The sequence below is a fragment of the Nocardia sp. CA-119907 genome, assembly GCF_050955995.1.
Classification (GTDB): domain Bacteria; phylum Actinomycetota; class Actinomycetes; order Mycobacteriales; family Mycobacteriaceae; genus Nocardia.
In genome coordinates this window covers 4,911,443-4,936,328 of record NZ_CP192091.1, presented here as the reverse complement: position 1 = coordinate 4,936,328, position 24,886 = coordinate 4,911,443, and the positions used below count along the sequence as shown (strand labels likewise).

Here is a 24,886-nt window from a genome sequence, read left to right as displayed (position 1 = left end):
GCATTCTCGCGGGTCAGTCGGGTGGGTGGTGGAGGGCTTGGACGGGGCAGCTTTCGATTGCCAGTTCGGCGTCGGGGTGGTCGGGGGCGGATACCTCGTCGACCAGGATGCGGACCTTGCCGGAGTCGTCGACCTGGAAGATGTTCGGTAGTAGGGCTTCGCACATGCCGTGGCCTTCGCAGCGGGAGCGGTCGGCGGTGATTTTCATGCGGGCCGCCGGGATTCGAGGCGAGTGGTTTGCAGGTTGATGGGAAGGCCGTCGAGGGGGATGGGGCCGGTTGCCCATCCCATCGGCGGGACGTAGCCGGTGGGGACCGACCAGCGATAGTGCAGCAGCATGCGGTGCATGATCGCCTTGACGGTCATGCCGCCGAAGTACAGGCCGATGCATTTGTGTGCGCCGCCGCCGAAGGGGGCCCAGGCGTAGCGGTGCGATTTGTCCTCGTGCCGCTCGGCGCTGAAACGTTCTGGATCGAACACATCCGGGTCGTGCCACCAGCGGTCGATGCGCATCGCGGGATGCGAGCCGATGACGACTATGGTGCCCGCGGGGACGAAATGGCCCTGAAGTGCGGTGTCGCGCACCGTCTCGCGGATCTGCTGACCGACCGGGGAATACATCCGCAGGATCTCCTTGAACACCAGATCAAGGGCGGGTAGCCGGTCCAGATCGTCGTAGTCGAGCGAATCCTTGCCCAGCTCTTGCGCTTCCGCGCGCAGCCGGTCCTGCCATTCGGGGTGCAGGCCCAACTGATAGCCCATCATCGACAGCGCGATGGTGCTGGTGTCGTGCGCGGCCATCAATACGAAGATCAGATGGTCGACGATGTCCTGATCGGTGAAGGTGTGGCCCTCATCGCTGGCGGTATGGCACAGCACGCTGAACAGGTCATCGCCGCGGCACGCACGTCTCGCGGGCATTTCCGCGCGACAGTAGTCCTCGAGCACCTTGCGCCCGCGCAATCCCTTCGCCCACAGACCCCCGGGCAGATTCGTGCGCACCAGCGCCTGTCCACCGCGTACCGCATCGATGAACGCCCGCTCGAGCCGCGCGGCCTCGGGGCCGAGGCGCGCGCCCATGAACACCTCCGACGCCATCCGCAGCAGCAAATCTTTGGTCGCGGGGAACAGCTGAAAGTCATTGCCTGGCAACCAATCACGCATGCCGCGCGCGATCGCGGGAGTGGTGATGTCGAGATAGCCGACCAGCCGCTGCCGGGTGAACGCCTGCTGCAGGATGCGTCGGTGGTAGCGGTGCTCGTCGAAGTCGCGCAACAGGATACCGCCGTGGAAGAACGGTCCGATGAAGAAGTCGTAGCCGCGCCGGGCGGAGTACACCTTGTCGCGGTCCGCGAGGACCTCCTCGATCGCCTCCGGGCTCACCACCATGACGACCCGGCGGCCGAGCATGCCCGACCACTGGACCGGACCGTACTTCTCGAATCGGCGCCGGGCGAAGTCGAGATTGTCGGTCATGGCCGGAAGCGCGTATCCGATCACCGGCAATCCGTAATCGCCGAGCACCGGCCGCAATTCGCTGCCCGCGGGCGGATCGGCGAGGGTTCGGGTCCGCGCGGGATACCGCTCGGCCAGTGCGGCCGCCGCGTACTTTGCCCGGAGGCCAATGGTCGCCATGGTCGTGATCCTCTCGCGCCTTTGCGAAGCTCCTGTGACCCAGACCATACCGGAATCAATAGTTTCCGTAAACGCTTGTTTCCTGATTGTGCTGCGGCATACTGGCCCTGTGACACGGGCAGCGACCGGGACCTACCGCGGCGCCTCCGCCGAACAGCGGCGCGAGGAACGCCGACGTCGTCTCATGGACGCCGCACTCGACATCATCGGCACCCAGGGCTGGGCCACCACCACGGTGCGCGGAGTCTGCGAACAGGCCAAGGTCGGTCCCCGCTTCTTCTACGAGAGCTTCCCCGACCTCGACGCCCTGGCCGCAGCCGTGCACGACGAGATCATCGACACCGCCATCCGCAGTTCCCTCGACGCCCTCGCTGCGGCACCCGACGGCATTGCGGCCAAGACCCGAGCCGCGGTCACCGCCATCCTCACCTCCGTCATCGATGACCCGCGCCGAGCCCGTGTCGCCTTCGCCGAGGCGCACGGCAGTGAAACCCTGATGCGCCGCCGCTCCGCCGCCATGCGCACCATCGCCGACGTCGTCGCCGATCAGGAACGCGCCCTGCTGGACCCGCCGCCGGGCAGCGACATCCTCGTGCGCGCGGTCTCGCTGATGATCACCGGCGGCGCCGCCGAACTGGTGCTGGTCTGGCTCGACGGCGGCATCGACGTCAGCCGCGACGAACTCATCGACCTCTGCGCCGAATTCGTCCTCACCTTCGCCGACAATCTGGCCACCATGGCCGCGCGCCTGCCACCCAGACCTCACTGACGCGAGCTACAGGGGAAACGTCAGGCGGTGGGGGCTGAGGTAGTCGAACGGGTCGTGCATGGGCCGGAACTGCGGGCGTTGGTCGGCGGTGATGCGGGCCAACTCGCCGCGCAGGGGTGCGTCGTAGCGGGCGGCTGAGGCGGTGAGACCGGGCAGCCAGTTGTCGTGGTGGCTGGGCACGAACAGTTCGGGGCGGATCGCCTCGATGTAGCGGCGGGGGTCGCGCAGACCGTTCCTGATCTGGTTGAAGCCCTGGACCGCGCCGATCTGCACGGTGGTGGCCGGTAGATCAGCGAAGACGTCGAAAACCTGCGGGGCCTTTTCGGTGAGCGGACCCGAGGAGTCGTGCCAGAGCAAGGAGAATCCGGGTACGCGGAATTGATAGAGCAGGCTGCCGCCCTCGGGGTCCTTGAGGCGCGGCGCGCTCTGCAGCACACCCGCCAACGTGGGTGGATGCTGCACGAGCGCACGCAACTCCGGCTTCGGGAAGAACGGCGCGGATCCACCCGGCCGCTCGGGGGCGGTCCGTGCGGAATGCACGTGGCGGACCGCGGTCACCTCGACCGGGCCCACGGTGAAGTCGTGCCGCTCCCCCGGCCGCGAACTGCTGTCCCCCAGCGTGACCGTTTCGAACGTCGGATCCGCCACCTGTGCACGAATATTCGCACCGTGCTCGGCGGTTCCGTACACGACAGCGCCGCAGGCCTGCGCGATCCGCCCCGCATCACCGGCGTGATCGAAATGCCCGTGCCCGATGAAGATCGCCTCCGGTGCCAGATCCGCCAGATCCTGCGCGGTCGCGGGCACATACCCGGTACTCGTCAACCGCGGCACCCACGCATCCAGCAGGAACACCGAACCAGCCATGGCGAACGCATAGGTCGTGCACCCCACCCAGGACAACACCACCCGATCCGCACGCACCGCACCGGTATCCGGATCCACCACATCCGCCCCGAAGAACCGCGTCCGCGCCGCAACAGTCCGCGCATCCCCCTGCGCGCCCGAGCTTTCCAACCGCCCCGCCGCGAGCACACCCCCCGCCTCGATCACCCCACGAAGCCTGTTCCGCCAACCCATCAATCCGCGAGGATGAATACCGCACACCCGTGTACAACACCACGGATCGCCGTGCCGAACAACCCATCCGCCGCCCCACGGCCCCACCTGAATCCGCCGATCATTCCGCCACGGCACGTACGCTGTCACACCGCACCTGCCCTGCCGGGCTGGGGTGAACCTTGGTGTCGCGACGTGCCGATCAAGGCGGTGACCTGTGGCCCGCAGTCGGTGCGGCACGCCTGGCAGCGCATCGACTGCGGTCGAGATTGCGGTGCAGTGCCCGGGTGGGCCAGCTGTGAGCTACAGCCGCACGCCGAGCAGACCGTCCACGGCGGTGGCGATGAGGGCCGGGGCTGCGGTGTCCTGGCCGCCGTAGTTCAGGGCTTGGGTGGCCCAGTTGTCGAGGGCGGCAAGGGCTTTCGGGGTGTCGAGATCGTCGGCGAGGTGTTGGCGCAGGCGGACGACGGTTTCCTCGGCGGCGGGGCCGGAGGTGAGCGCGGTGGCGCGGCGCCACCGGTCCAGGCGGCCCGTGGCCTCGGCGAGGACGGCGTCGGTCCACATGCGGTCCTGGCGGTAGTGACCGGCCAGCAGGCCGAGGCGGATCGCGGCCGGGTCGACTCCGGCGCGGCGCAGCTTGGAGACCAGCACCAGATTGCCCCTGGACTTCGACATCTTCTCGCCGTCCAAGCCGATGAGACCGGCGTGCACGTAGTGGCGGGCGAAGCGGCGACCCGCGATCAACGCCTCGGCGTGCGCGGCCGAATATTCGTGGTGCGGGTAGATCAGGTCGCTGCCACCGCCCTGGATATCGAATTCCGGGCCGACGCGGTTGAGCGCGATCGCCGCACACTCGATATGCCAGCCGGGGCGGCCCGCACCGAACGGGGCGGGCCAGGACGGCTCGCCGGGACGGGCGGCGCGCCACAGCAGCGCATCGATGGTGTCGCGTTTGCCGGGACGGTCCGGGTCGCCACCGCGCTCGGCGAACAGGCGATCCATGGTCGCGCGGTCGTAGCCGGATTCGTAGCCGAATTGTTCGGTGGCGTCGGCGCGGAAGTAGATATCGGGGAACTCGGCATCGTCGACCGTGTACGCCGCACCCGAGGCCAGCAGCTTCTGCACGAATTCGACGACCTCGTCGACGGATTCGATCGCGCCGATGTAGTCGCGCGGCGGCACGATGCGCAGCGCGGACATATCCTCGCGGAACAGGTCGATCTCGCGGGTGCCCAGATCACGCCAGTCCACACCGTCGCGGGCCGCGCGCTCGAACAGCGGGTCGTCGACATCGGTCACGTTCTGCACGTAGTGCACATCGTGGCCCGCGTCGCGCCAGAGCCGGTTGACCAGATCGAAGGTCAGATAGGTGGCGGCGTGCCCGAGATGGGTGGCGTCGTAGGGGGTGATCCCGCAGACGTACATGGTGGCCGTGGCGCCCGGGGTCACCGGGCGAACCTGCCGGTCGGCGGTGTCGTACAACCGCAACGGTGGCCCTGCTCCGGGAATTGTCGGTAGGGCGGTATCGGACCAGGACTGCATGGTTCGAGGGTAAAGGTGTGGTGGCGGCCATTGCGCCGCACCCTGCCCCGAGCGGTACCGTCGGTGCCGAACACCCCGGATCTGACCTGCCCCGATGTAGCGAAAATCGGAAGTCAATGTTTGCGCGCTCGCGGATCGAATTGCTGACAGTGGCGCAGGTCACTCCGCTTCTCGCCAATGCGGCAGGTCCAGCTTTCCTGCGGTTACACCGCAGACGAACGGTCGGACGTCGCATTCGCTCGCTGCTGCACAGCCCGCCAGCCAGCGCGGATAACGGCCGCGCAGCCGCAAGGCGCATCGTGATGGAGTCGCCTAGGAACCCATACTCGAACCGGACGGCGGATTCGAGGTGTTGCTCGGCGTCAACGGTCAGCACCACATCGACCTCTGCCAGGTGCTCCGCCGAGTGGTCGACGGTGCGCGGGCTGTCGATGGTCAGCTGGCAGCGGATCGGCGTCGAGTCCACGCCAGCGACATTTCGTACCGACTTCGGTCGGCGTCTTCTTCGGCGAACCGGGTAGGACCGTAGCGGATCCGTATTCCGGCGATCTGGGACCGATCGCACCGGCTGCCTCGAAGCCATCCGACATGGTGTCCCTGCGCCGCGGCGATTGCCGCAGCCGGAGCCGAATCCCGCCGCGGCCGAAGGGGATCGCGCTAGGTTGGACGGATGACTGTTCTCGGTGCGGTGTCGTTGCCCCAGATCTCTCCCGAACGTTTGGTGGCGGTGGCGGCCGCGGCCGAGGACAGCGGGCTCGACGAGTTGTGGCTGTGGGAGGACTGTTTCTGGGGCGGTGGGATCGCCAGTGCGGCAACGGTATTGGCGCGAACCGAACGGGTGCGGGTCGGCATCGGGGTGATGCCGGTGCCGCTGCGGAATGTGGCACTTGCCGCGATGGAAGTGGCGGCGCTGCTGCGGCTGCATCCGGGGCGGGTGGTTCCGGGATTCGGGCACGGGGTGCAGGACTGGATGGGACAGGTCGGTGCTCGCGTCGAGTCGCCCATGACACTGTTGCGCGAACAGTTGATCGCGCTGCGCGGCCTGCTGAACGGCGAGAAGGTCAGCACCGCAGGCCGATACGTGCGGCTCGACAATGTCGCCCTGGATTGGCCGCCGACCACAGCCCCGCCGATCGCTGCCGCGGCGACCGGCCCGCAGACACTGCGGCTGTCCGGTGAACTCGCCGACGCCACCATCCTCACCGCGCGGACCACCCCCGACGGCGTCCGCGCCGCCCGCGCGCTCATCGAGGAGGGCCGTTCGAAAGCCGGACGCACCGGAACGCACCGCGTGATCGTCAACCTGCTCACCGCCACCGGCCCGGACGCATTCGAGCGCCTCACCGCCGCTCAGCAACGCAACAGCGGTGACCACCCAGCCGAGGCAGGCGTCGCGGGCGATGCGCAAACCATCGCGGACACCATCCGCCGCTACGCCGATGCGGGCGCCGACACCGTCGTCCTCGAACCCACCGACGACGACCCGAACCTGGTCGATTTCGTCCACGTCGTCGGCACCGAGGTTCGCCCACTGCTGAGCTGACACCGCAAGTGTCTCGCCCATGCCCAGGTCGCTGATCTGCTGAATGCCTGATGCGCCTAGCCGGGCTCCAGTGCCAGCCCGGCTGTCGTGCTGGGGTGTCGGACAGTTCGTGCACTGATGCAGTCGATGCGATACCGCACTTCCCGCCGTCGCAAGCGGGCCACGGCGGTAATCACCGACGCGACCTCAGAACGCGGGCCACGGAATCGGTCGCGACGTTCGCGGCACCGGCATGACCGGGTTGTCCAGCAGCTCGCGCGTGCGTTCGGCGAGGGCTTCGATCTCCGCGTCGGTGAGATGCGGCGCGAGATCATCGGCGACCGCGCCGGGAAGCGCCTTGGCGAAGGCGGCGATATCGGCCATCAGTCCGTCGCAGATGGGTTTGCCCGCCCAACCCCACAGCACCGTGCGCAGTTTGTGCTCGCTGTGCAGGCAGATCCCGTGGTCGACGCCGTAGACCTGACCGTCGACGCCTTCCAGGGCATGCCCGCCCTTGCGGTCGGCATTGTTGAGCAGCACGTCGAGCACCGCCATGCGTTGCAGGCGCGGGTCGTCGGCATGGATCAGCGAGACCTCGTTGCCCGCCGGGTCCTGGGCGCGCAGCACCTCGCAGAATCCGTCCGGCACCGCGCCCAACGGCACCAGATCGACCAGATCGAGCCGGTTGCCCTGGTCGGTGTGGTTGTCCACCGACTCCACCCACCGCTGCACCATGCCGGGCCCGTACGGACCGTCGCGCAGGATTGTCTCCGGGATGACACCCCAGCCGAGTGCGTCCGACACCCGATACGAGGCGACCTCGCGCCCGGCGAGGGTGCCGTCCGGGAAGTCCCACAGCGGCCGCTCACCGCGCACCGGCTTGTAAACCACGCGAACCGGCACGCCATCGGAACCGTCCGCATCGCAGACCAGCGTGACGTTGCTCGCGGTCGTCACCCGCCCGATCACCGTCAATTCGGCGGTATGCCACCGAGGCTCGGCCACGGACTACTCCTCTAGCTCGGCCGCGCCGAAAATATCCCCGCGCTTGTATCCATTGGTTCGCACACACATATGCCCCCGCGGCGACAGCGGCTCCCCGCACAGCGGACACGGCGGCCGACCCGCCGCGATCACCCGCGTCGAGCGCAACGCGAACTCCCGCGCCTGGATCGGGGTCAGGAATACGCGCACCGCGTCCGGACCCTCCTCGGTGTCGTCGAGCACCACCGATTCGTCGACCTCGGTCTCGGTGATCGCCAGCAGTTCCACGACCACCGCACCCGCGTCGGCGTCCCAGCCCAGGCCCATGGTGCCGACCCGGAATTCGGCGTCGATCGGGGTCACCAGCGGGTCGCTGTCGGAGATGTCCTCGGCCTGCGGCGGTACCTCCGCGCCGAAGCGGCGCGCGACCTCGTCCAGCAGCAGCCCCATGCGATCGGCGAGCACCTTTACCTGCTGCTTCTCCAACAGCACGCTGACCACCCGTGGTTCCTGCACGGCCTGCAGGTAGAAAGAGCGATCGCCCGGCTCACCGACGGTCCCGGCGACAAAACGATCGGGGGTGCGAAATACATGGATTGCGCGAGACATCTGCACCTCCTGATACGTGACCCTGATCGACTACCCGCGGCGCTGGAATCTGCAACACGCCACCTACTCGTTTACAAGGAATCTCAACGCTCCGCATTCCCATTATCCGCACTCGGGGTACCACCTAGCTCGCCGCCGGGAACCGGGCCCGAGGTATCGACCGGTTCGGCGTCCGACGGCGGCCGGGAATCCGATGCGGGCCGTTGTGGTTTGGCTGCCGCCAAACCCGACAGATCTGCCCCCGTGTCGTTGAGCCGCACCACATACGGCGCGGTCGGGGTGTAGCGCACGACACTGATCGAGGCGGGCTCGACCACGATGCGCTGGAAACCGTCGAGATGGATGCCGAGCGCATCGGCGAGTACGGATTTGATCACGTCACCGTGGGTGCACGCCACCCACACCACATCGTGACCGGCCTTCTCGGCGAATCTGCGATCGTGCTCGCGGACCGCGGCGACCGCACGCACCTGCACCTGCGCCAGGCCCTCCCCGCTCGGGAAGATCGCGCCGGAGGCGTGTCGCTGTACCACCTTCCACAGCGGTTCGGTGAGCAGATCCGCGATCGCCTTGCCGGTCCAGTCGCCGTAGTCGACCTCGATCAACCGATCGTCGTACTCCGGTTCCAGACCGAGCTTTTCCGCCAGCGGCGCCACCGTTCGCTGACACCGCAGCAGCGGCGAGTGCACGATGTGCTCGATCGGCAGCACGGCGAGTCGATCGGCGACGGCGCTGGCCTGGGTGTTGCCGAGTTCGGTCAGATCGACGCCTGCACTGCGCCCGGCCAGGGTGCGGGCGGTGTTCGAGGTCGAGACACCGTGCCGCAGCAGGATCACCGTCATGGCACCAGCCTAACGATCATGTCGCCGACACCACTCCGGTCGCTAGCAGACCCATGACGGTCAGGCCCAGCACGATGCGGTAGCCGACGAACCAGTCCAGCGAATGTTTGCCGACGAACTTCAACAGCCACGCGACCGAGGCATAGCCGACGGCGAAGGCGAGAATCGTCGCGACCAGCAGCTGCGGGCCGCTGGCATTGAGACCCTCACCCGCCGGTTCGAACGCATCGGGCAGGCTGAACAATCCCGATGCGGTCACCGCGGGGATGGCCAGCAGGAACGAGAACCGCACCGCCGCTTCGCGCTCCAATCCGAGGAACAGACCCGCCGTCGCGGTCGCACCGGATCGCGATACGCCCGGGATCAGTGCGAGACATTGGGCAAAGCCCATGATCAGCCCGTCACGGGTGGTCAGCTGCTCGATCGGGCGGATCTTGCGTCCGTAGTATTCACCGGCGGCGATGACCAGCGCGAATGCGACCAGCATGAACGAAATCAGCCACAGATTGCGCGCGCCGGTGCGGATCTGCTCCTTGAGCAGGAAGCCGAGTACACCGATCGGAATCGTCGCGATGATCACATACCAGCCGATGCGGTAATCGAGTTCGCGCTGGGCCTGTTCGTCGAGGACACGCTTGTAGTCGGCGGTGATGACCGGCAGTTTCGTGGTCGGCTGGTCGTGCAGCGGCAGGTCCTGCTGACCGCGGCTGGTCAGCCTGTCGCGCAGGCCGGCGAACCACGCGACGATGATCCGCCAGATGTCCTTGGCGAAATACACCAGCACCGCGGCCTCGGTGCCCAGCTGGGTCACCGCGGTGAACGAGGCGCCCGCGTCATCGCCGAAGAACACCCCCGACACGATGCGCAGATGCGCCGAGGAGGAGATCGGCAGAAACTCGGTGAGCCCCTGCACCAGTCCGAGTACCAAGGCCTGTACCCAGGTCATCGACTCGCCGACCACGAATCCGCCTCCACTTCCGCCCGAAAAACCTTTTCCTACTGGGCAATTGGTCCGGCGGCCGATCACCTCGCTGTGACCATCGCCGCAATCACGCAGCGACAGTACAGTGTCGATGTTGCGACAGCGTGCCCGGCTGTTGCGCCGCGTGCGGGTCCGCGCCGATGGGGTGCGGACTTTCCGCTCGAACTGGGGTCCGCCAGGACCGAATTCGCTGTCGATGCCGCCGACTCGACAGCGCGCCGGTGCGACCCACTGTGCTGGTGGGCGTCGAGTTGCCTATCCACACTCTAGGCTTGGCGCCGTGACGAATGCGCGGACACGGTGATGGAACAGCGGACGGTCGGCCGCAGCGGCCTACGGGTGTCCCGGATAGGATTGGCGACCCACACCTGGGGCACGCACACCGACACCGACGACGCGGCGGTGCAGTTGGTAGCGTTCGCCGAGGCGGGCGGCACCCTGGTCGACACCTCGCCCGCCTACGCGGGCGGTGCGGCACAACGGATCCTGGCCGAACTGCTCGGCGATCTGGTCTCGCGCGACGATCTGGTGCTCAGCGGCTGCGCGGGTGTCGCGCCGCGGACCATGCCCGCGCCGGTGGGACCGACCGTGCCCACACCGGAACCCGTGCGCGCGACGGTGGACACCTCGCGGCGCGCGCTGCTGCGCCAACTCGATCGGACGCTGCTGGAATTGGGCACCGACTATCTCGATATCTGGCATGTCGCGGCCTGGGATCCGGCGACCCCACTCGACGAGGTCGCCGCCACCCTCGAATTCGCGGTCCGCTCCGGAAAGGTCCGCTACGCCGGGGTGCGCGGCTTCAATGCCTGGCAGGTCGCCAGCCTCGCCGCCGTCGCACCGGTCACCGTCGCGCAGACCCCGTACTCGCTGCTGGCCCGTGACACCGAAACCGATTTCATGCCGGCCACCCGGCATCACGGTGTCGGGCTGATCGCCACCGCGCCGCTGGCCGGGGGCATTCTCACCGGCAAATATCGCGATGGGGTGCCCGCCGATTCGCGCGGTGCGGACGAGGCGACCGCCGCCGAGATCCGGCATCGGCTCGACGACCGCGCCACCCGGGTCGTCGACGCCTTGGTGACCGCCGCCGACGGACTGGCCACCTCACCGCTGGCCGTCGCGCTGGCCTGGATCCGGGATCGTCCCGGCATCGCGAGCATGATCGTCGGCGCCCGCGATATCGGGCAGCTCACCGGGGTACTGGCCGCCGAGACACTGGAACTCCCGCGCGCCATCGCGGCGGCGCTCGACGACGTGAGTGCACGGACAGAATGACGGAGGCTAGCCTTACCTGCATGAGGTATCTCGACCGAGTCCGATCCGGCGGGGCTCGTTGCCTCCTGGCCGCGCTGGCGCTGGCCCTGCTGCTCGGTTCGGCCGCCTGCGGTACCGGCAGCGACACCACGACCTCGGGTGGGCGTGGGCCGGTCACCGCGAAACTGGAGAATCTGGACCCGGTGCCGATCGGGCCCGAACCCTCCCCCACGCTGCCGGTGACCGTTCGCTCCTTCGACGGGGCCGAGGTGACGGTGACCGATGCCAGCCGCATCATCGCCGCCGACCGCTACGGCACACTCGCGCAGACGGTGTGGGCGTTGGGTATGGGCGCCAAACTCGTCGGGCGCAGTACCGCGGCCGCGTTCCCCGCGGTCGCGAATGTGCCGAACGTGACCGGCGGCAGCGGGTCGCTGAACGTGGAATCGATTCTGGCGCTGCGTCCTTCGGTATTCCTCACCGACAGCACCAGCGCGGCGGCGCAAGTGCGTGAGCAGTTGCGCGCGGCCGGAGTCACCGTCGTCTACTTCGATCCGCAGCGCACCATGGACGGCGTGGTGCCACAGATCGAGGCGGTCGCCGCCGCACTCGGCATTCCCGATCGCGGCCACGCCTTGGCTCAGCGCACCCGCGACGAAATCGCCGCCGCCAGCGCCGCGGTGCCCGAACTCGACAAGCCCCTCACCATCGCCTTCCTCTACCTGCGCAGCACCGCCATCACCATGCTCGCCGGACCAGGGTCCGGCGCGGACGCCCTCATCACCGCTCTCGGCGCGCGCGACGCGGGCACCGCGGCCGGGTTGACCGAGCCGTTCGTCGCGATCACCAGCGAGGGCATGATCGCGGCCGCACCGGATGTGCTGCTGGTGATGTCGGATGGACTGAAGTCGGTCGGAGGCGTCGACGGACTGGAGAAGGTGCCCGGTATCGCGCAGACCCCGGGCGGGCGCAACAAGCGCATCGTCGACATGTCCGATGCGGTGGTCTTGAGCTTCGGCCCGAATACCGGCCGGGTGATCGCCGCCCTCAGCTCGGCCGTGTACGGCACCAAGCCGGCATGAGTGGCACGCCACGACATCGCGTACGGGACCGCGCGGATCGGTTCGCGCCCGCAATGGCGCGGCCGGTCGTTCGCGAGGTCGGGCGATGACCGCCGGTCTGATCGCCGTATTCGCACGCTCGCGGCGGCGCGAGACGAAACGCGGGCCGGACTCGCGGGGTTCGACAGCGCGCTTCTCCTACATGCCGGAGTCGATCGTCGCAGGGGCGGGCATGAGTGAATCGACCGCGCAGCGCAGTTCGCGCACGCCGGACTCCAGCGTCGGCGAGGTAGCGGCGTGAACGAAAAGGCTACGGGGACAACGGCGGCCGATTCGGCGATGCCACACAGTCCGCGGCCCGTCGTGCCGAAGTCGCGCGGGCGGTCGCGCACGACGACGGTGTTCGCGGTGTCGGTGGCCGCCCTGGTATTGCTGGCTCTGGCGTCGGCCGCGATCGGGCAGGTGCCGACGACACCCGCCGAGGTAGCGGGCAGTGTGCTGCATCGGATCGGGCTGGATTGGGGGCCGATGCCCGCGCATCCGTCGGGTGAGGTGACGTTGTGGCAGGTGCGCTTCCCGCGGGTGGTGCTCGCGATGCTGGTCGGGGCGGCATTGGCGACAGCGGGTGCCCTGCTGCAGGGGGTGTTCGCCAATCCGCTCGCCGAACCAGGCGTGATCGGGGTTTCGGCGGGAGCCGCAGTCGGTGCGGGCACGGTGATCGTGGTGGGTGGCGCGTTCGTGGCGGCCTGGTCGGTGGCGGCGGCCGCATTCGTGGCGGGACTGCTGACGACACTGCTGGTATATCTGCTGTCGCGGTCGAACGGGCGCACCGAGGTGGTCACGCTCGTGCTGACCGGTGTCGCGATCAATGCCTTCGCCAGCGGGTTGATCGCGTTTCTGCTGTTCATCGCCTCTCCCGCCGCCCGGGACCAGATCGTGTTCTGGCAGTTGGGCAGTCTCAACGGCGCCACCTGGGAGGCGGTGCGCGTCGTCGCCCCGCTCACCGCGCTCGGAATTCTCGCCGCGATCCTCATCGCGCCCCGCCTGGACCTGCTCGCCCTCGGTGAATCCGCCGCCCGCCACCTGGGCGTCGATGTGGAACGGCTGCGGCGCAATGTCATCGTGGTGGTCGCCGTGCTCGCCACCGCGGGCGTGGCCTTCACCGGCATCGTGCTGTTCGTCGGCCTGATCGTGCCGCATCTGGTCCGCATGCTCGTCGGCCCCTCCCACCGCATCCTCATCCCCTTGAGCGCCATCGTCGGCGCCGTCGTCCTGCTCGCCGCCGATGTCGCCGCCCGCTCCCTGGTCCATAACGCCGACCTCCCCCTCGGCATGCTCACCTCCCTGATCGGCGGGCCCTTCTTCTTCTGGCTGCTCCGCCGCACCCGCGCCCGGGCCGGAGGTTGGGCATGAGCCGATCAGTTGGTCGAGGACGCACGCAGTGTGCGGGCGTGCCGCAGGGCCGAGGACGCAGTGCATATCGCGGCCGGACGGGATGCCTCAGCCGGACGGAGTGCCGACGCTGCCTGCCCGAGCGTGACGGCGGGGAGGTGGAGAAGTGAGTGCTGTGTTGGCGGGGTTGAGTTCGGTGTTCGCGCGGACGCATGAGCTGCCGGTGGCGCCGGAGCGGGGGGCGGTGACCTTGCGCGCGCGGGGGGTGAGCGTGGATCGGCGGGGGGCTTCGGGGGCGCATACGCGGCGGGTGCTCGAGGCGGTCGACTTCGAGGTCGTCGCGGGGGAAATCGTGGCGCTGGTCGGTCCGAACGGTGCCGGTAAGTCGACGCTGTTGGCGGCGCTCGCGGGTGAGCTGGAACCGAGCGAGGGCTCGGTCGAACTCGACGGGCGGGCGTTGGCGCACTGGTCTCCTCTGGATATGGCGCGCCGTCGGGCGGTGCTGCCGCAGAGCCATACCGTCGGGTTTCCGTTCACCGTCCGCGAGGTGGTGGCGATGGGCCGGGCGCCCTGGGTGCACACCGAGCGGCGCGAACTCGACGATGCGCGGATCGCCGCCGCCATGACCGCCGCCGATGTGGAACACCTTGCCGCGCGGGCGTTTCCGACGCTGTCCGGTGGCGAACGCGCCCGCGTCGCACTGGCGCGCGTGCTCGCCCAGGACACCGCAACCCTGCTACTGGACGAACCCACCGCCGCCCTCGACCTGGGCCACCAGGAAGCGGTGCTGAGCCTGGCCACCGCCCGTGCAGCCGCGGGCGCGGCCGTCGTGGTGGTCCTGCACGACCTCGGCATCGCGGCCGCCTATGCCGACCGTGTCGCGGTCCTGGAGTCCGGCCGCCTCGCCGCCGACGGCCCACCTCGCAAGGTCCTCACCACTGAATTACTCACCCGCGTCTACCAACACCCGGTCGAAGTCCTCGACCACCCGATCACCGGCGCCCAACTGGTCCTCCCGGTCCGCCGCTGACCCGGTCCGCAGCAGCGATCTCAGGCCTGCCGCCACAGCAACCGCAACGCGCCGTTCACCGCCCACACCGCGAAGAACGCGATCCCGGCCACCGCCGTGAATGCGAGGCCGATCAGCACCGCGGCACCGCCGAACCACGCGATCTCCACCGCGACGCGCCAGCAGCCGGTGACGGGGAATCGCGCGTTCTTGCCGCCACCGGCCGCGAACAGCGCCCACACCACGACGAACATCGCGGGTGCGCCGATTCCGGCGATAACGCGCAGGATCGGGTTCGTGTCCAGGGTGAATCCCCAGATCGCCGCTCCGGCGAGTACGCCCAGCTCCAGCAGGAACATCAGGGCCAGATTCGCGCCCTTGACCATATTCATTCTCGATCCTCTTGCCCACTCGGGGCGGTCGAACTCAACGCCAGATCAGCTTCAACACCGCGGGTGTCAGCAGCATGCGGACTATCGACGCGTCCAGGATCAGCGCCGCGATCATCCCGTAGGCGATGTACTTCATCAACACCAGATCGGAGAAGCCGAACGCACCGGTCACCACGATGAGAATCGCTGCCGCCGAGGTGATCACGGCACCGGTGTGGGCTATGCCGTAGCGGATGGCCTCCGGCGGCGACGCACCGTCGGCGCGCGCCTCGGCCATTCGGGACAGCAGGAATACCTCGTAGTCGGTGGACAGTCCGAATACCACCGTCACGATGAGCGCCAGCACCGCGAACATCAGCGGCCCCGGCGTGAAGTCGAAGATCCCGGCGCCGTGCCCCTCGACGAACACCCAGGTGAGCACGCCGAGTGTGGAGGCGAGGCTCAACGCGCTCATGACAACGGCCTTGAGCGCCAGCACAATCGAACGAAACGCCAGATACAGCATGGCCAATGCCGCCACCGCCAGGATCGCGACCAGCAGTGGCAGTCGCACCAGCAGCCCATTGATGCTGTCGCGCTCGAGCGCGGGCACTCCGGCCACCATGATCTCGACCCCGGCCGGTTCCGGAATCGCTCGCAGCGCGTCGATCACCGCGTCCGCGTCGCGTTTGTCGGCGAGACCGGCATTGAGCACGTTGATCCCGTCCTTGGTCGGCGCACCCGGTTCGAAACGTCCCGTCAGACCGGGAACTCGGCTCGCCTCGTAGCGAATATCGCTGAGCTGCTGCGGATTCGCGCCCACCACGACGAGTTTGATCGGTTCGGTGCGGAAGCTCGGGAACAGCTGGTCGAACTGTTCCTGTGCGACCCGCGCCGGATTGTCCTGGGACAGATACCGTTCGCTGATCCCGCCGAATTCGATATTGCGGATCGGGATGATCAACGCGAGCAGTCCGAGCACGATCGGCACCACCACCGCCCACGGCCGCCGCATCGCCCGCTGCGCCAGCCGCGAGAAGAATCCGGCGTCGATCTGCGCCTCGGTCCTGGTACGCGAGAAGCGATGCCAGCCCCACAGATCGATCCGGCGCCCGACGATGCTCAATACCGCCGGCAGTGCCGTCACCGATAGCAGCGCGGCCAGCAGGACCGAGCTGATGCCGCCATAGGGCACCGACCGCAGCACCCCGTTCGGGAAGATGAACAATGCGGCCAAGCTGATCGCGATGATCGCGGCCGAGAACAGCACGGTGCGCCCGGCGGTGGCGACGGTGCGCGCGGTCGCGTCCGCCACACTGTGCCCGGCCGCCAGCTCCTCCCGGAACCGGGTCACGGTGAACAGGCCGTAGTCGATCGCCAACCCCAGACTGACCAAAGTGACCACCGCACTGGCGAAGACGTTCACATCGATGTGATCGGTGAGTACTCGGATGGTGCCCTGGGTGCCCAGCACCGTCATCCCGCCGATCAGCACCGGCAGCAGCGCTCCGATCACTCCGCCGAAGACGAAATACAGCAGGACCGCCACGATCGGCAGCGCGATGATCTCGGCGCGGCGGATATCGTCCTGCATGCCCTGATTGATGCCCTCGACGATCGGCTGCAGCCCGGCCAACTGCACCGTGGTGCCGCCCGGCCCGCCGCCCGCGCGCCCGGCTCCGAGCTCACTCTTGATCGCGGTGTAGTTCTCGACCGTCGCGGTGCCTTCCCCACGCAGTCCGACGCTGGCGAAGGCGTGGGTGTGCGAGGCATCGGTGGCCTGCGCGGCGAAGGGGCTGTCCCAATAGCTGTCGACCTTCAGGATGCGGTCGGGGTGGCGGGCTTGCAGTTGTTTCAACGCAGTCGTCACCGCGTTGCGCACGGTCGGGTCGTCGACGGTCATCCCCTCGGGCGCGGTATAGAGCAGGATGATGTCGCTGTCGGTATCGCGGCCGAAGGTGGCGTCGGCGAGCTTGGACGCGGCGACCGATTCACTGCTCTCGTCGAACCAGCCCTCCTGGGTGAGCCTGCCCGAGAGATCACGGCCGTACCAGCCGGAGAGCAGCACCGCGACAATGGCGATGCCCAGCACGAGGTAGCGATGGCGGTGGATGAACCGTCCCCACCGCAGCGACCCGGATTCGATCATCTAGCCGCAGGCCGGGGTGCGGTAATCGGCGGAGCGCAGGATGCCGCACAGGTCGGTGCGTGAGATCTTCCACTTGCCGTCGAGCAGAACGAAATGCACGACGGTGGTGCGCACCGCGGTGCCGGTGCCGTCCTTGTCCAGCCGCATGGTCGCGGTCAGCGTGCCGTCGCGGTTGTCGAAAACCGGATCGGTGACGCCGTAGATCGCGCGCGGATTGTCCTGCAGTGCCCGGTACATATCCGGAATGGCGTTGCGGAAGGCCTCGCCGTCCTCGATGAGGTCGGTGCGTTCGGAGTCGGGCAATGCCGGATCCAGCGCGCGTTTGATCTGCGCATCCAGTTCGGCTGCCGTGGGCAGCGGCCGGTGCGCGGCGCTCGACGAGGTCGCGATCGAGGACGACAGCGAGGCGATGGCCGAGGAGCGCGCGGCGTCGACCGAGGCCTCGTCGGGTCCCGTGCTGCATGCGGTGGCCACCGCGACCAGAGCGGTCGCGGTCAGCACGGAACGGGTGAATCGTGAGGTAGGCATCACCATCTACATACCATCGATGACGGCACTGATCCGCCCCAGCAGAGCGCGCACGGTTGTCACATCCCGGTCGGCGGCCGCTTCGACCGGTTCGGCATCCGGGATCATGTCCCGCACCAGCGCGACCACACTGCGTTCATCGTCGAGATCGATATCGGTGGCTCGTGCCTGCGCGATCGCGACGACATCCTCCGGCCCTGGTACATCGCTGTCCAGGTCCGCTCGGTAGATCTCCAGCACGACGATGGACCGCACCGTGCGGAAGGCGTAGGGCCTGCCATCGGCCGTGGTGCCGAATCCGTGAGCAAACGGACCAACGGTTATGTCATCGATGGCAAATCCCGATGGGTGGTCGGCTTTCAACCGGATCTCCCTGAATTGGACACTGTTTCAAGTCAACGGTAACCCCGATCACCGACATTCACCGGTAGCGACGACCCCGGTAGGCCGGGAAGGTGCGCCATCATGGTCAGATGGTGATGTAGCGGGATGATCGTCGTAGGTAAGGAGTTCGCTGGATGCGCCCTCGTGGTTGGGTCCCCTCAGCACTCGCGAGCGTGGCGGTGCTGGTGCTGATCGCCGGATGTTCCTCCGACTCCGACGGCGACAAGCCGCAGACCCGGCCCGCGGCCACCGCGGCGGTCGCCCCCGAGCGGACCGCGCAACCCAGCGGGGACGTCCTACGGCTCGCGAACCCGATCGGCGGGCTGCTCGCGGAGACGGGCACCGGCGCGCTGGTGGCGCTCGAAACCAGCCGCGACGCCGGTACCACACTGTTCGTCATCGACCCCGCGACGATCGCGCGCAAGGATGCTGCGGGCGCTTCCGACATCGGCATGCGCACCCTGATGCTGCCCGCTCGCGGCGCCGGCTTGGCACAGGGGAAACCGGGTGAACTGCTGATCCCCGCCGACCACCGCATCATGCGCGTCGACATCACCTCCGGCGTCACCACCGAGGTCCCCGTCGACGGGGACGCCAGATCGGTGCGCTACCGCGACGACGGCACATTGTTCGTCGGCACCGCGGACGGCAAGGTGCGCCGACTCGCCCCGGACGGCACCGTCGCCGAGACCATCTCCGGCCTCGCTTCCGCCGACGCACTGGCCCTGACCGGCGATCACCTCTCGGTCCTGGACCGACGCCAGACCTCGCTGACCCAACTCGACCTCAGCAAAGATCGTCTCGGGCTGGCGCTGCGCGCGGGTGATGGCGCGACCAACCTGATCACCGACCCGTTCGGCCGCATCACCGTCACCGACACCGCCGGTAACGAACTGCTGGTCTACACCGCAGGACCGCTCGTACTGCGTCAACGATTCCCGGTAGGATCGTCGCCTTACGCGATCGCCTACGATCAGCGGTCCGACACGGTGTGGGTGACGTGCACGCAGAGCAATGAAGTCGTCGGATTCGACCTGTCGACAGGTATACCGAAAGAGGTGGGCCGATACCCGACGGTGCGGCAGCCGAATTCGGTGACCATCGACGAGCGCACAGGTGATCTGTTCGTCGGTTCCGCGACCGGAGACGGTCTGCAGCGGATCCGCGCGGACCAGCGGAAGAAAGGGCAGTGATGGCGCCACAATCAGCGACGGGCCCGGAGGAGGCAGCGCAGCGTGACCACGCGGGGCGCCGCGGCCGCCGCCAGCCGAATCGAGGCTCGCGCGCAGCACTTCCGGCGAGCTGGGAAACCAGCAGCGACGACTACGAATACGTGCCGCTGCGGCTGCCACCGGAGGTGACTCGGGTGACGGCGTCGATGCGGCTGGCCATCCAAGCCGAATTCGGCGGTTGGGAACTGTCCCGCGTGCGGGCCTATGCCGACGGCAGCAGGCGGGTGCTGTTGCGGAGGCGAAAAACCGCACTACTACCCCAGCCCGAACCGGGAATGTGAGGCCATGTATTCACTGCTGCTGCGCCTGATGTTCCTGCTACCGCCGGAACGCATCCACCACCTGGCGTTCACGGCCATGCGGCTGGCCGCCCGGTTCGCGCCGTCGCGCTGGGCGATGACCAAGGTGCTCTCCACCGATGATCCGATCCTGCGCAACCACGCATTCGGCATCGACTTTCCCGCGCCGCTGGGCCTGGCCGCCGGATTCGACAAGAACGCCGACGGTGTCGACGCCTGGGCGCCACTGGGATTCGGCTTCGCCGAGATCGGCACCGTTACCGCACAGGCCCAACCCGGCAATCCCACACCGCGCCTGTTCCGGCTGACCGCCGACCGCGGCCTGATCAACCGGATGGGCTTCAATAATCACGGCGCTGCCGCGGCAGCGCAACATCTGCGCGCGCGCCGCGGCGGGGTCCCGATCGGTGCGAATATCGGCAAGACGAAGATCGTCGAACCCGCCGACGCCGCAGCCGATTACGCGGTCAGCGCCGCCCTGCTCGGCCCGCTCGCCGACTTCGTCGTCGTCAATGTCAGCTCCCCCAACACTCCCGGACTGCGTGACCTGCAGGCCGTCGAATCCCTGCGCCCGGTGCTGCAGGCCGTGCTCAACAGCGTCGAGGTTCCGGTACTGGTGAAGATCGCCCCCGATCTGTCCGATGAGGACGTCGACGCGGTCGCCGATCTCGCCGTCGAACTCGGCCTCGCGGGCATCGTCGCCACCAACACCACCATCCGCCGCGACGGCCTGCGCACCGATCCCGCCGAGGTGGCGGCCATGGGTGCGGGCGGGCTGTCCGGTCCGCCCGTCGCCGAGCGCTCCCTGGAAGTCCTGCGTCGCCTCTACCGCCGCGTCGGCGACCGCCTGGTGCTGATCTCGGTCGGCGGCATCGAAACCGCCGACCAGGCCTGGGAGCGCATCCTCGCCGGAGCCACCCTGCTGCAGGGCTACACCGGTTTCATCTACGGCGGACCGTTCTGGATGCGCCATATCCACCGCGGGCTGGCGCAGCGGCTGCGCGCGGGCGGATACCACTCGATCGCCGAGGCGGTCGGGGCGGACCACGTCGCGCATACCTGATCCCGACCGGTCGTTTCGGCGACGATGCATCGTTGCCCTTGGCCGACGGGATGCCGACCATCCACGAGATCGACCAGATCGTCGCTCCGATTCGATAGTCGCGGCGATGGACATCCGCCGCGATGACATCGGCCGTCTCCCCTCCGAGCGACCGATGCATCGTGCCGCACGCTATCCGAACACCCGCGGTGGCCGGTCCGCCCGCAGCTACATCCGATGGGAACCGACGGTGCACCCGGCGGTGCCACGGCCCGCCGGGTCACCGTCATCATCCTGAATCTCATTGGGCCGCTGGTGGAGCCGGGCCAGGATTCGCTTGGACAGCCGGATCACCGCCTCCTCCCAGATGATGCCGACCGTCCCGGCCAGGATGGCCGCGTCGGCGTGGGCATGGCGATCGTGGACGCTGTCGAGATCGCTCAGGATCTCGTCGAGTTCCATACCGGCCATTGCCTGTTCACGGGTGAGCAGCCGGTCGGGTAGCCAGCTCAGCCGCCATCCCGCGGTCGCGGCAACGGATTCGCGGTACGCGGACTCGGGCGAAAGATCGCTGATCATGGTCCATTCGGTGGCCATGACGGTCATGGGTGCCTCCGGTGTTGCAGTTCGAGCCCGATGAGCTCGAGGGGTATTCCGAGTTGCCCGGCGCATACGAAGGCCCGTGCCTGAACCGTCGAGTCGTGCCGGAAGTCCTGGGTGCTGAAGATCTCCGCGAGATCCATCCCCGCCATTGCCTGGTCCCGTGTCAGCAGCCGGTCGGGCAGCCAGCTCAGCCGCCACGATTTCGCCCATTCCCCCGCCAGCCGGTGGGCCGACTCCGCGGTGATATCGCTGGTCATGGACCATTGAGTTACGTAGATGGTCACGAATGCCTCCTGTCGAGCATCCGTTGGTGCAGCAGGTGCAGGGTCTGTTGCACGGTGAGTCCGAGTTGGTCGGACAATGCCCGCGCGTGCGCGTCGTGGTCCGATGCCGGGTTCGGGTGGTTCAGGATTTCCTGCAATTGCATTCCGGCCCAGGCCTGTTCGCGGGTCAGCTGGTTGGGCAACCAGCTCAGTCGCCATGCCGGTTCGTCGTCGCCCACCGCCCGCCACGCCCATTCGTCGGGCGTGACGCTGCTGGTCATCGACCGGCTGCATTCGTAGATCGTCACGGCTGTCTCCAGGGGCGGAGGATGTCGCCGACCGCATTGTGGGTGCACTGAGCCCCGGTCGACCGCTGCGGCGCGGTCTGCCGGGGCTCGCTGCTCCCGCATGGAGCAGGGCGACGACGATAGCTGGTCTGTGCGAATGTCCTCGGCGAACGTGAATCGCTCACCTAGACCGTGGCGCGGTTCGGCTCGAGTTCGGTATCGGTCCCGCCGGCCCTTGCCTCCCCGCGCCGACGGGCGTTCCGTATCAGCAGAATCACTTTCATCACCAGGCCCTCCCGAGTTATCTGGTGGGCGACCCGCAGTCGCCGTAACTCAGTGTGGCATTTGCCATTCACTACGGTCAATTGCCGTTGTAAGTTGGTAATTGCCGGTTCATTCGGCGGCTAAACCCGAAGACTGGGTAACTCCCATGGACACCACGACGAAACACCGACGAACCACACGGAGATGGATCTCGCCCATGGTCCAGCAGGACTCACGCACGGTTGCCATCCGCAATATCCTCACCCGCCTCAGCAAGCGCTCGGGCCTGAGCGCGGATCGCTTGCGTACCACCGAGATCGACGTCGCTCCGCTGCTGGATCTGCCCGTTGTTCAGCAGCGTGCGCAGCAGGAGGGGGTATCGCCGGAGGAGGCCGTGCTACCGGTGATCAGCGACCTGGCGCGGCAGCTGGATCCCACCAATCGGTTGATCGCCGATGTCGAGCTGTCGCTCGGGCTGCTGCGCGAAAAGCATTCGGCCGGAATCGATCACGACCGTCTGTACGCAGCGGACCTGGGCGAGCGCCGGGAGTATCTGACCGCGCAGTGGCGGCTACTGCACGAGGCGCTCGGGGCCGAGTCCATCCCCGCCGCGCCGTCGGTGCGGTCGTTGCGGGCAACGCCCGAACGTCGGGCATTCACCGCCTTGGCCGGACAACTGGCGACCGCTTCGGCGTATTCGGTGTCGAACTACCGATTCACCCCCGAACCGAAAGTTCTTATCGCACTACCGGATTCGCAGTCGCGCCGAGGGGTGGTGACGGTCATCGGATCCGCGGTGATCGACCATATCTACCGGATCAGTAATATTCCGTCGGCGGGCACGTCCACGCCCGGCAGTTTCGAGGTGCATGCTGGCGGCAAGGGCCTCAACCGTGCGGTCGCCGCCGCGCGCCTCGGACTCCGGGTACGGCTGGTCTCGGCCGTCGGCGACGATGACGCGGGCAGGCACATCCTCAACTACCTGGCCGCGGAGAACGTCGATACCGAGTTGGTCAGGGTGGTGCCCGGCGCGCAAACGAACGTGTCGGCGGTAATGATCACCAGCACCGGTGTGTCCAGCAAGATCGGCTGCGAGGACGACCGCATCTGGCAAGGCGCATATGACATGCGCGATCCCAAGCCGCGTGCGGCACTCGAATCCTCGGACGCGGTCCTGTTGACCTTCGAGCAGCCCGCCGACGCGATCCGGCGGGTGCTGGCCGTGGTCCGCGGCCTGGCGAATCCGCCTTCGCTGGTGGTGCATCCGTCGCCACCGGTCGATTCGCCGCAGTACTTCTATGAGTATCTGAATGCCGTGGACTACCTCGTGGGCGCGCCCTGGGAACTGCGCCGCATGCTGCCCGGAGAATCCGCCGCGGCCGGACCCGGCGATGCGCAGCGACTGCTCAGCCTCGGCGTGCGAGCGGTGTGTACGACCGAGGGGTTCCGGTGCACCGTCCGATCCGCTGAGGTGAATGCCGATATCGCGAATTTTCCAGTCGCACTGGAGGATTCGCCGGGCGCCGCGGCGGCGTTCTCGGCAGCGCTGGCATATCAGCTCGTCACCACCGGTCGACCGGCCGATGAACCGGCATTTCGGTGGGCGACAGCGGCCATGGTCGCAACCCAGTCGTTCGGCGATATTCCCGACGCCATGCCGTCGGTCCGCGACATCGACCGCATTGTGCAGCTCGCCGGGGAAGCGTCGGCAGGGGCCTGACGACGGGGTTCGGCGCGGCTCGAGAGATTTACAGCGCCGAAATCGGTGATCGCGTTAGAGTTCCGTCGTTCGCCTGGCAGCCCGAGGAATCTCGTGCCGCAAACGACAGAAAACCCAACTATCCACATCGTCTTCGGAGGAGCATTGACCACAGCTGTGCCCGATCGTGGTGAGACCGCCCATCGGCTCACCCGCAAGGGGCATGATCTGCAGGTTCGTGTGATGGAAGTGGCCGGTGGCGCCGAGTACGGGCATGTGCTCGTCTTCGGCGATGCCGACGATGGGTGTCTGGTCCGGGTGCATTCGCGGTGTCTGTACGGCGAAGGACTCGGCTCGGATGATTGCGATTGTGGGCCCGAACTCGACAAGTCCCTGGATCTGATCTGGGCCGAGGGCAGCGGTGTCCTGGTCTATCTGGAGCAAGAGGGCCGTGGCGTCGGCCTGATCGCCAAGGCGCTCGGCTACCGGGAAAGCCAGCGTTCGGGCGCGGACACCTTCACCAGCTACGAGCGGCTCGGATTCCCGGCGGACAGTCGCAGCTATCTGCACGCGGCGAAGAGCCTGCAGGGGCTAGGACTGACCCGGGTGCGCCTGCTCACCAACAATCCGGACAAGGTCGCGGAGCTGCGCGCGGCCGGTCTGACGGTCATCATGGAGCCGCTGCTGACTCCGGTACTGAGCGCGCGAGCCGCCGCCTACCTCGATGCGAAACGTCGGCGCCGCGGCCATTTGATCCCCACCAGCGATGTGCCATGGGCGCCCGATGTGCAACCGGTATTGAAGCGTAAGAGCCGCATCTGGCGCATATTCACGATGCGCGGCCCGGTCCGGCGGGCCCGCCGCCGGACCGCACTTTCCGGGTCCAAGTAACGAACACGATTACCCCGGCGTGACCGCCCAATCTGGCTAGCATCAGTCAGCCGCGCTGCTCGGCGCGCAGTACAAAGTACGCCGAGGAGATCGGCACGCTGTGCGCCATGCCGCTGGCCGAATCGGTCGTGAACGTTTCCCAGGTCTACCCGACATGACTGTGGCCCTGGGCGAACGCTCAGGGCCACAGTCGTTTTGGTCCGCGCGGTCG

General features: G+C 67.8%; 27 protein-coding genes. 12 read left to right on the top strand and 15 right to left on the bottom strand.

Features of this window, described 5'->3' with window-relative positions; translation table 11 throughout:
- Positions 1–13: 13 nt before the first annotated feature.
- Positions 14–208 carry a ferredoxin gene (locus ACQP2D_RS21725; RefSeq protein ID WP_433677741.1) on the bottom strand — a complete coding sequence of 65 codons (195 nt, stop codon included), beginning with the start codon at positions 206–208 and terminating at the stop codon, positions 14–16.
- Positions 205–1,635 (bottom strand): cytochrome P450, encoded by a 1,431-nt coding sequence (locus tag ACQP2D_RS21720; RefSeq protein ID WP_433677740.1) that lies wholly within the window; start codon positions 1,633–1,635, stop codon positions 205–207. The genes ACQP2D_RS21725 and ACQP2D_RS21720 overlap by 4 nt, the downstream gene beginning before the upstream one ends.
- 109 nt (positions 1,636–1,744) lie before the next feature.
- Here ACQP2D_RS21720 and ACQP2D_RS21715 point away from each other — a divergent pair, with 109 nt between their 5' ends.
- Positions 1,745–2,404 (top strand): TetR/AcrR family transcriptional regulator, encoded by a 660-nt coding sequence (locus ACQP2D_RS21715; protein ID WP_433677739.1) that lies wholly within the window; start codon positions 1,745–1,747, stop codon positions 2,402–2,404.
- Between the two features lie 6 nt (positions 2,405–2,410).
- Here the strand turns inward: ACQP2D_RS21715 and ACQP2D_RS21710 are convergent, their stop codons facing one another.
- Together ACQP2D_RS21710 and mshC are read right to left on the bottom strand one after the other, a co-directional pair.
- Positions 2,411–3,457, bottom strand: coding sequence for an MBL fold metallo-hydrolase (locus ACQP2D_RS21710; protein WP_433677738.1), 1,047 nt, complete (start codon positions 3,455–3,457; stop codon positions 2,411–2,413).
- A gap of 309 nt (positions 3,458–3,766) precedes the next feature.
- Positions 3,767–5,005: a cysteine--1-D-myo-inosityl 2-amino-2-deoxy-alpha-D-glucopyranoside ligase gene (mshC, locus tag ACQP2D_RS21705; protein ID WP_433677737.1), complete on the bottom strand. Its 1,239-nt coding sequence runs from the start codon at positions 5,003–5,005 to the stop codon at positions 3,767–3,769.
- A gap of 670 nt (positions 5,006–5,675) precedes the next feature.
- Between mshC and ACQP2D_RS21700 the strand changes: the two genes are divergently transcribed.
- Positions 5,676–6,548: an LLM class flavin-dependent oxidoreductase gene (locus ACQP2D_RS21700; RefSeq protein ID WP_433677736.1), complete on the top strand. Its 873-nt coding sequence runs from the start codon at positions 5,676–5,678 to the stop codon at positions 6,546–6,548.
- Between the two features lie 186 nt (positions 6,549–6,734).
- Here ACQP2D_RS21700 and ACQP2D_RS21695 read toward each other — a convergent pair whose 3' ends face one another.
- From ACQP2D_RS21695 to ACQP2D_RS21680, 4 genes are all read right to left on the bottom strand, one after another.
- On the bottom strand, positions 6,735–7,532 hold the full coding sequence (locus ACQP2D_RS21695) for an SCO1664 family protein (RefSeq protein WP_433677735.1): 798 nt from the start codon (positions 7,530–7,532) through the stop codon (positions 6,735–6,737).
- Between the two features lie 3 nt (positions 7,533–7,535).
- The gene (locus ACQP2D_RS21690) at positions 7,536–8,120 is read right to left on the bottom strand and encodes a DUF3090 domain-containing protein (protein WP_433677734.1); all 585 of its coding nucleotides are present in this window, start codon (positions 8,118–8,120) and stop codon (positions 7,536–7,538) included.
- Between the two features lie 83 nt (positions 8,121–8,203).
- Positions 8,204–8,962 (bottom strand): histidine phosphatase family protein, encoded by a 759-nt coding sequence (locus ACQP2D_RS21685; RefSeq protein WP_433677733.1) that lies wholly within the window; start codon positions 8,960–8,962, stop codon positions 8,204–8,206.
- Between the two features lie 16 nt (positions 8,963–8,978).
- Positions 8,979–9,908, bottom strand: a complete 930-nt coding sequence (locus ACQP2D_RS21680; protein ID WP_433685727.1) for an undecaprenyl-diphosphate phosphatase — start codon at positions 9,906–9,908, stop codon at positions 8,979–8,981.
- 339 nt (positions 9,909–10,247) lie between these two features.
- On the opposite strand from ACQP2D_RS21680, the gene ACQP2D_RS21675 reads away from it, so the two are divergent.
- The 5 genes from ACQP2D_RS21675 to ACQP2D_RS21655 all read left to right on the top strand — a co-directional run bounded on the left by ACQP2D_RS21675 (position 10,248) and on the right by ACQP2D_RS21655 (position 14,684).
- Positions 10,248–11,222, top strand: a complete 975-nt coding sequence (locus ACQP2D_RS21675) for an aldo/keto reductase (protein WP_433677732.1) — start codon at positions 10,248–10,250, stop codon at positions 11,220–11,222.
- A 20-nt stretch (positions 11,223–11,242) separates the two neighbouring features.
- Positions 11,243–12,283: a heme/hemin ABC transporter substrate-binding protein gene (locus ACQP2D_RS21670; RefSeq protein WP_433677731.1), complete on the top strand. Its 1,041-nt coding sequence runs from the start codon at positions 11,243–11,245 to the stop codon at positions 12,281–12,283.
- Between the two features lie 85 nt (positions 12,284–12,368).
- Positions 12,369–12,563 carry a hypothetical protein gene (locus ACQP2D_RS21665; RefSeq protein WP_433677730.1) on the top strand — a complete coding sequence of 65 codons (195 nt, stop codon included), beginning with the start codon at positions 12,369–12,371 and terminating at the stop codon, positions 12,561–12,563.
- Between the two features lie 38 nt (positions 12,564–12,601).
- Positions 12,602–13,675: a FecCD family ABC transporter permease gene (locus ACQP2D_RS21660; RefSeq protein WP_433685726.1), complete on the top strand. Its 1,074-nt coding sequence runs from the start codon at positions 12,602–12,604 to the stop codon at positions 13,673–13,675.
- A gap of 145 nt (positions 13,676–13,820) precedes the next feature.
- A complete protein-coding gene (locus ACQP2D_RS21655; protein WP_433677729.1) occupies positions 13,821–14,684 on the top strand; it encodes a heme ABC transporter ATP-binding protein in 864 nt (287 codons plus the stop codon).
- A gap of 20 nt (positions 14,685–14,704) precedes the next feature.
- Here ACQP2D_RS21655 and ACQP2D_RS21650 read toward each other — a convergent pair whose 3' ends face one another.
- The 4 genes from ACQP2D_RS21650 to ACQP2D_RS21635 are packed head-to-tail and all read right to left on the bottom strand — an operon-like array spanning position 14,705 to position 18,074.
- The gene (locus ACQP2D_RS21650) at positions 14,705–15,055 is read right to left on the bottom strand and encodes a YrdB family protein (protein ID WP_433677728.1); all 351 of its coding nucleotides are present in this window, start codon (positions 15,053–15,055) and stop codon (positions 14,705–14,707) included.
- A gap of 34 nt (positions 15,056–15,089) precedes the next feature.
- Positions 15,090–17,183 carry an MMPL family transporter gene (locus tag ACQP2D_RS21645; RefSeq protein WP_433677727.1) on the bottom strand — a complete coding sequence of 698 codons (2,094 nt, stop codon included), beginning with the start codon at positions 17,181–17,183 and terminating at the stop codon, positions 15,090–15,092.
- Complete coding sequence (locus ACQP2D_RS21640; RefSeq protein ID WP_433677726.1) at positions 17,184–17,711, bottom strand: hypothetical protein; 528 nt, start codon at positions 17,709–17,711, stop codon at positions 17,184–17,186. It lies immediately after the preceding gene.
- A 6-nt stretch (positions 17,712–17,717) separates the two neighbouring features.
- The gene (locus tag ACQP2D_RS21635) at positions 17,718–18,074 is read right to left on the bottom strand and encodes a hypothetical protein (RefSeq protein ID WP_433677725.1); all 357 of its coding nucleotides are present in this window, start codon (positions 18,072–18,074) and stop codon (positions 17,718–17,720) included.
- Between the two features lie 155 nt (positions 18,075–18,229).
- Here ACQP2D_RS21635 and ACQP2D_RS21630 point away from each other — a divergent pair, with 155 nt between their 5' ends.
- The 3 genes from ACQP2D_RS21630 to ACQP2D_RS21620 are packed head-to-tail and all read left to right on the top strand — an operon-like array spanning position 18,230 to position 20,689.
- Positions 18,230–19,288, top strand: a complete 1,059-nt coding sequence (locus ACQP2D_RS21630) for a YncE family protein (RefSeq protein WP_433677724.1) — start codon at positions 18,230–18,232, stop codon at positions 19,286–19,288.
- Complete coding sequence (locus ACQP2D_RS21625; protein WP_433677723.1) at positions 19,288–19,608, top strand: DUF5703 family protein; 321 nt, start codon at positions 19,288–19,290, stop codon at positions 19,606–19,608. The genes ACQP2D_RS21630 and ACQP2D_RS21625 overlap by 1 nt, the downstream gene beginning before the upstream one ends.
- A 4-nt stretch (positions 19,609–19,612) precedes the next feature.
- Positions 19,613–20,689: a quinone-dependent dihydroorotate dehydrogenase gene (locus ACQP2D_RS21620; protein ID WP_433677722.1), complete on the top strand. Its 1,077-nt coding sequence runs from the start codon at positions 19,613–19,615 to the stop codon at positions 20,687–20,689.
- A gap of 207 nt (positions 20,690–20,896) precedes the next feature.
- Here ACQP2D_RS21620 and ACQP2D_RS21615 read toward each other — a convergent pair whose 3' ends face one another.
- Genes ACQP2D_RS21615 through ACQP2D_RS21605 form a run of 3 tightly spaced genes read right to left on the bottom strand, consistent with a single transcriptional unit; the run spans position 20,897 to position 21,842 of the window.
- A complete protein-coding gene (locus ACQP2D_RS21615) occupies positions 20,897–21,274 on the bottom strand; it encodes a hypothetical protein (protein WP_433677721.1) in 378 nt (125 codons plus the stop codon).
- Positions 21,271–21,555: a hypothetical protein gene (locus ACQP2D_RS21610; RefSeq protein ID WP_433677720.1), complete on the bottom strand. Its 285-nt coding sequence runs from the start codon at positions 21,553–21,555 to the stop codon at positions 21,271–21,273. The genes ACQP2D_RS21615 and ACQP2D_RS21610 overlap by 4 nt, the downstream gene beginning before the upstream one ends.
- Positions 21,552–21,842: a hypothetical protein gene (locus tag ACQP2D_RS21605; protein WP_433677719.1), complete on the bottom strand. Its 291-nt coding sequence runs from the start codon at positions 21,840–21,842 to the stop codon at positions 21,552–21,554. Before ACQP2D_RS21605 ends, ACQP2D_RS21610 begins: the two co-directional genes overlap by 4 nt.
- Positions 21,843–22,302: 460 nt before the next feature.
- Between ACQP2D_RS21605 and ACQP2D_RS21600 the strand changes: the two genes are divergently transcribed.
- Positions 22,303–23,805, top strand: coding sequence for a PfkB family carbohydrate kinase (locus tag ACQP2D_RS21600; RefSeq protein ID WP_433677718.1), 1,503 nt, complete (start codon positions 22,303–22,305; stop codon positions 23,803–23,805).
- Positions 23,806–23,949: 144 nt separating this feature from the next.
- Positions 23,950–24,675: a GTP cyclohydrolase II gene (locus ACQP2D_RS21595; protein WP_433677717.1), complete on the top strand. Its 726-nt coding sequence runs from the start codon at positions 23,950–23,952 to the stop codon at positions 24,673–24,675.
- The last annotated feature ends 211 nt before the right edge of the window (positions 24,676–24,886 follow it).

What these genes read in the sequence shown, in the direction of transcription:
- ACQP2D_RS21725 (WP_433677741.1), bottom strand. Translation starts at nt 208, where the DNA reads ATGAAAATCACCGCCGACCGCTCCCGCTGCGAAGGCCACGGCATGTGC.
- ACQP2D_RS21720 (WP_433677740.1), bottom strand. Translation starts at nt 1,635, where the DNA reads ATGGCGACCATTGGCCTCCGGGCAAAGTACGCGGCGGCCGCACTGGCC.
- mshC (WP_433677737.1), bottom strand. Translation starts at nt 5,005, where the DNA reads ATGCAGTCCTGGTCCGATACCGCCCTACCGACAATTCCCGGAGCAGGG.
- ACQP2D_RS21700 (WP_433677736.1), top strand. Translation starts at nt 5,676, where the DNA reads ATGACTGTTCTCGGTGCGGTGTCGTTGCCCCAGATCTCTCCCGAACGT.
- ACQP2D_RS21690 (WP_433677734.1), bottom strand. Translation starts at nt 8,120, where the DNA reads ATGTCTCGCGCAATCCATGTATTTCGCACCCCCGATCGTTTTGTCGCC.
- ACQP2D_RS21685 (WP_433677733.1), bottom strand. Translation starts at nt 8,962, where the DNA reads ATGACGGTGATCCTGCTGCGGCACGGTGTCTCGACCTCGAACACCGCC.
- ACQP2D_RS21680 (WP_433685727.1), bottom strand. Translation starts at nt 9,908, where the DNA reads ATGACCTGGGTACAGGCCTTGGTACTCGGACTGGTGCAGGGGCTCACC.
- ACQP2D_RS21675 (WP_433677732.1), top strand. Translation starts at nt 10,248, where the DNA reads ATGGAACAGCGGACGGTCGGCCGCAGCGGCCTACGGGTGTCCCGGATA.
- ACQP2D_RS21670 (WP_433677731.1), top strand. Translation starts at nt 11,243, where the DNA reads ATGAGGTATCTCGACCGAGTCCGATCCGGCGGGGCTCGTTGCCTCCTG.
- ACQP2D_RS21665 (WP_433677730.1), top strand. Translation starts at nt 12,369, where the DNA reads ATGACCGCCGGTCTGATCGCCGTATTCGCACGCTCGCGGCGGCGCGAG.
- ACQP2D_RS21660 (WP_433685726.1), top strand. Translation starts at nt 12,602, where the DNA reads ATGCCACACAGTCCGCGGCCCGTCGTGCCGAAGTCGCGCGGGCGGTCG.
- ACQP2D_RS21650 (WP_433677728.1), bottom strand. Translation starts at nt 15,055, where the DNA reads ATGAATATGGTCAAGGGCGCGAATCTGGCCCTGATGTTCCTGCTGGAG.
- ACQP2D_RS21645 (WP_433677727.1), bottom strand. Translation starts at nt 17,183, where the DNA reads ATGATCGAATCCGGGTCGCTGCGGTGGGGACGGTTCATCCACCGCCAT.
- ACQP2D_RS21640 (WP_433677726.1), bottom strand. Translation starts at nt 17,711, where the DNA reads ATGCCTACCTCACGATTCACCCGTTCCGTGCTGACCGCGACCGCTCTG.
- ACQP2D_RS21630 (WP_433677724.1), top strand. Translation starts at nt 18,230, where the DNA reads ATGCGCCCTCGTGGTTGGGTCCCCTCAGCACTCGCGAGCGTGGCGGTG.
- ACQP2D_RS21625 (WP_433677723.1), top strand. Translation starts at nt 19,288, where the DNA reads ATGGCGCCACAATCAGCGACGGGCCCGGAGGAGGCAGCGCAGCGTGAC.
- ACQP2D_RS21620 (WP_433677722.1), top strand. Translation starts at nt 19,613, where the DNA reads ATGTATTCACTGCTGCTGCGCCTGATGTTCCTGCTACCGCCGGAACGC.
- ACQP2D_RS21615 (WP_433677721.1), bottom strand. Translation starts at nt 21,274, where the DNA reads ATGACCGTCATGGCCACCGAATGGACCATGATCAGCGATCTTTCGCCC.
- ACQP2D_RS21600 (WP_433677718.1), top strand. Translation starts at nt 22,303, where the DNA reads ATGGTCCAGCAGGACTCACGCACGGTTGCCATCCGCAATATCCTCACC.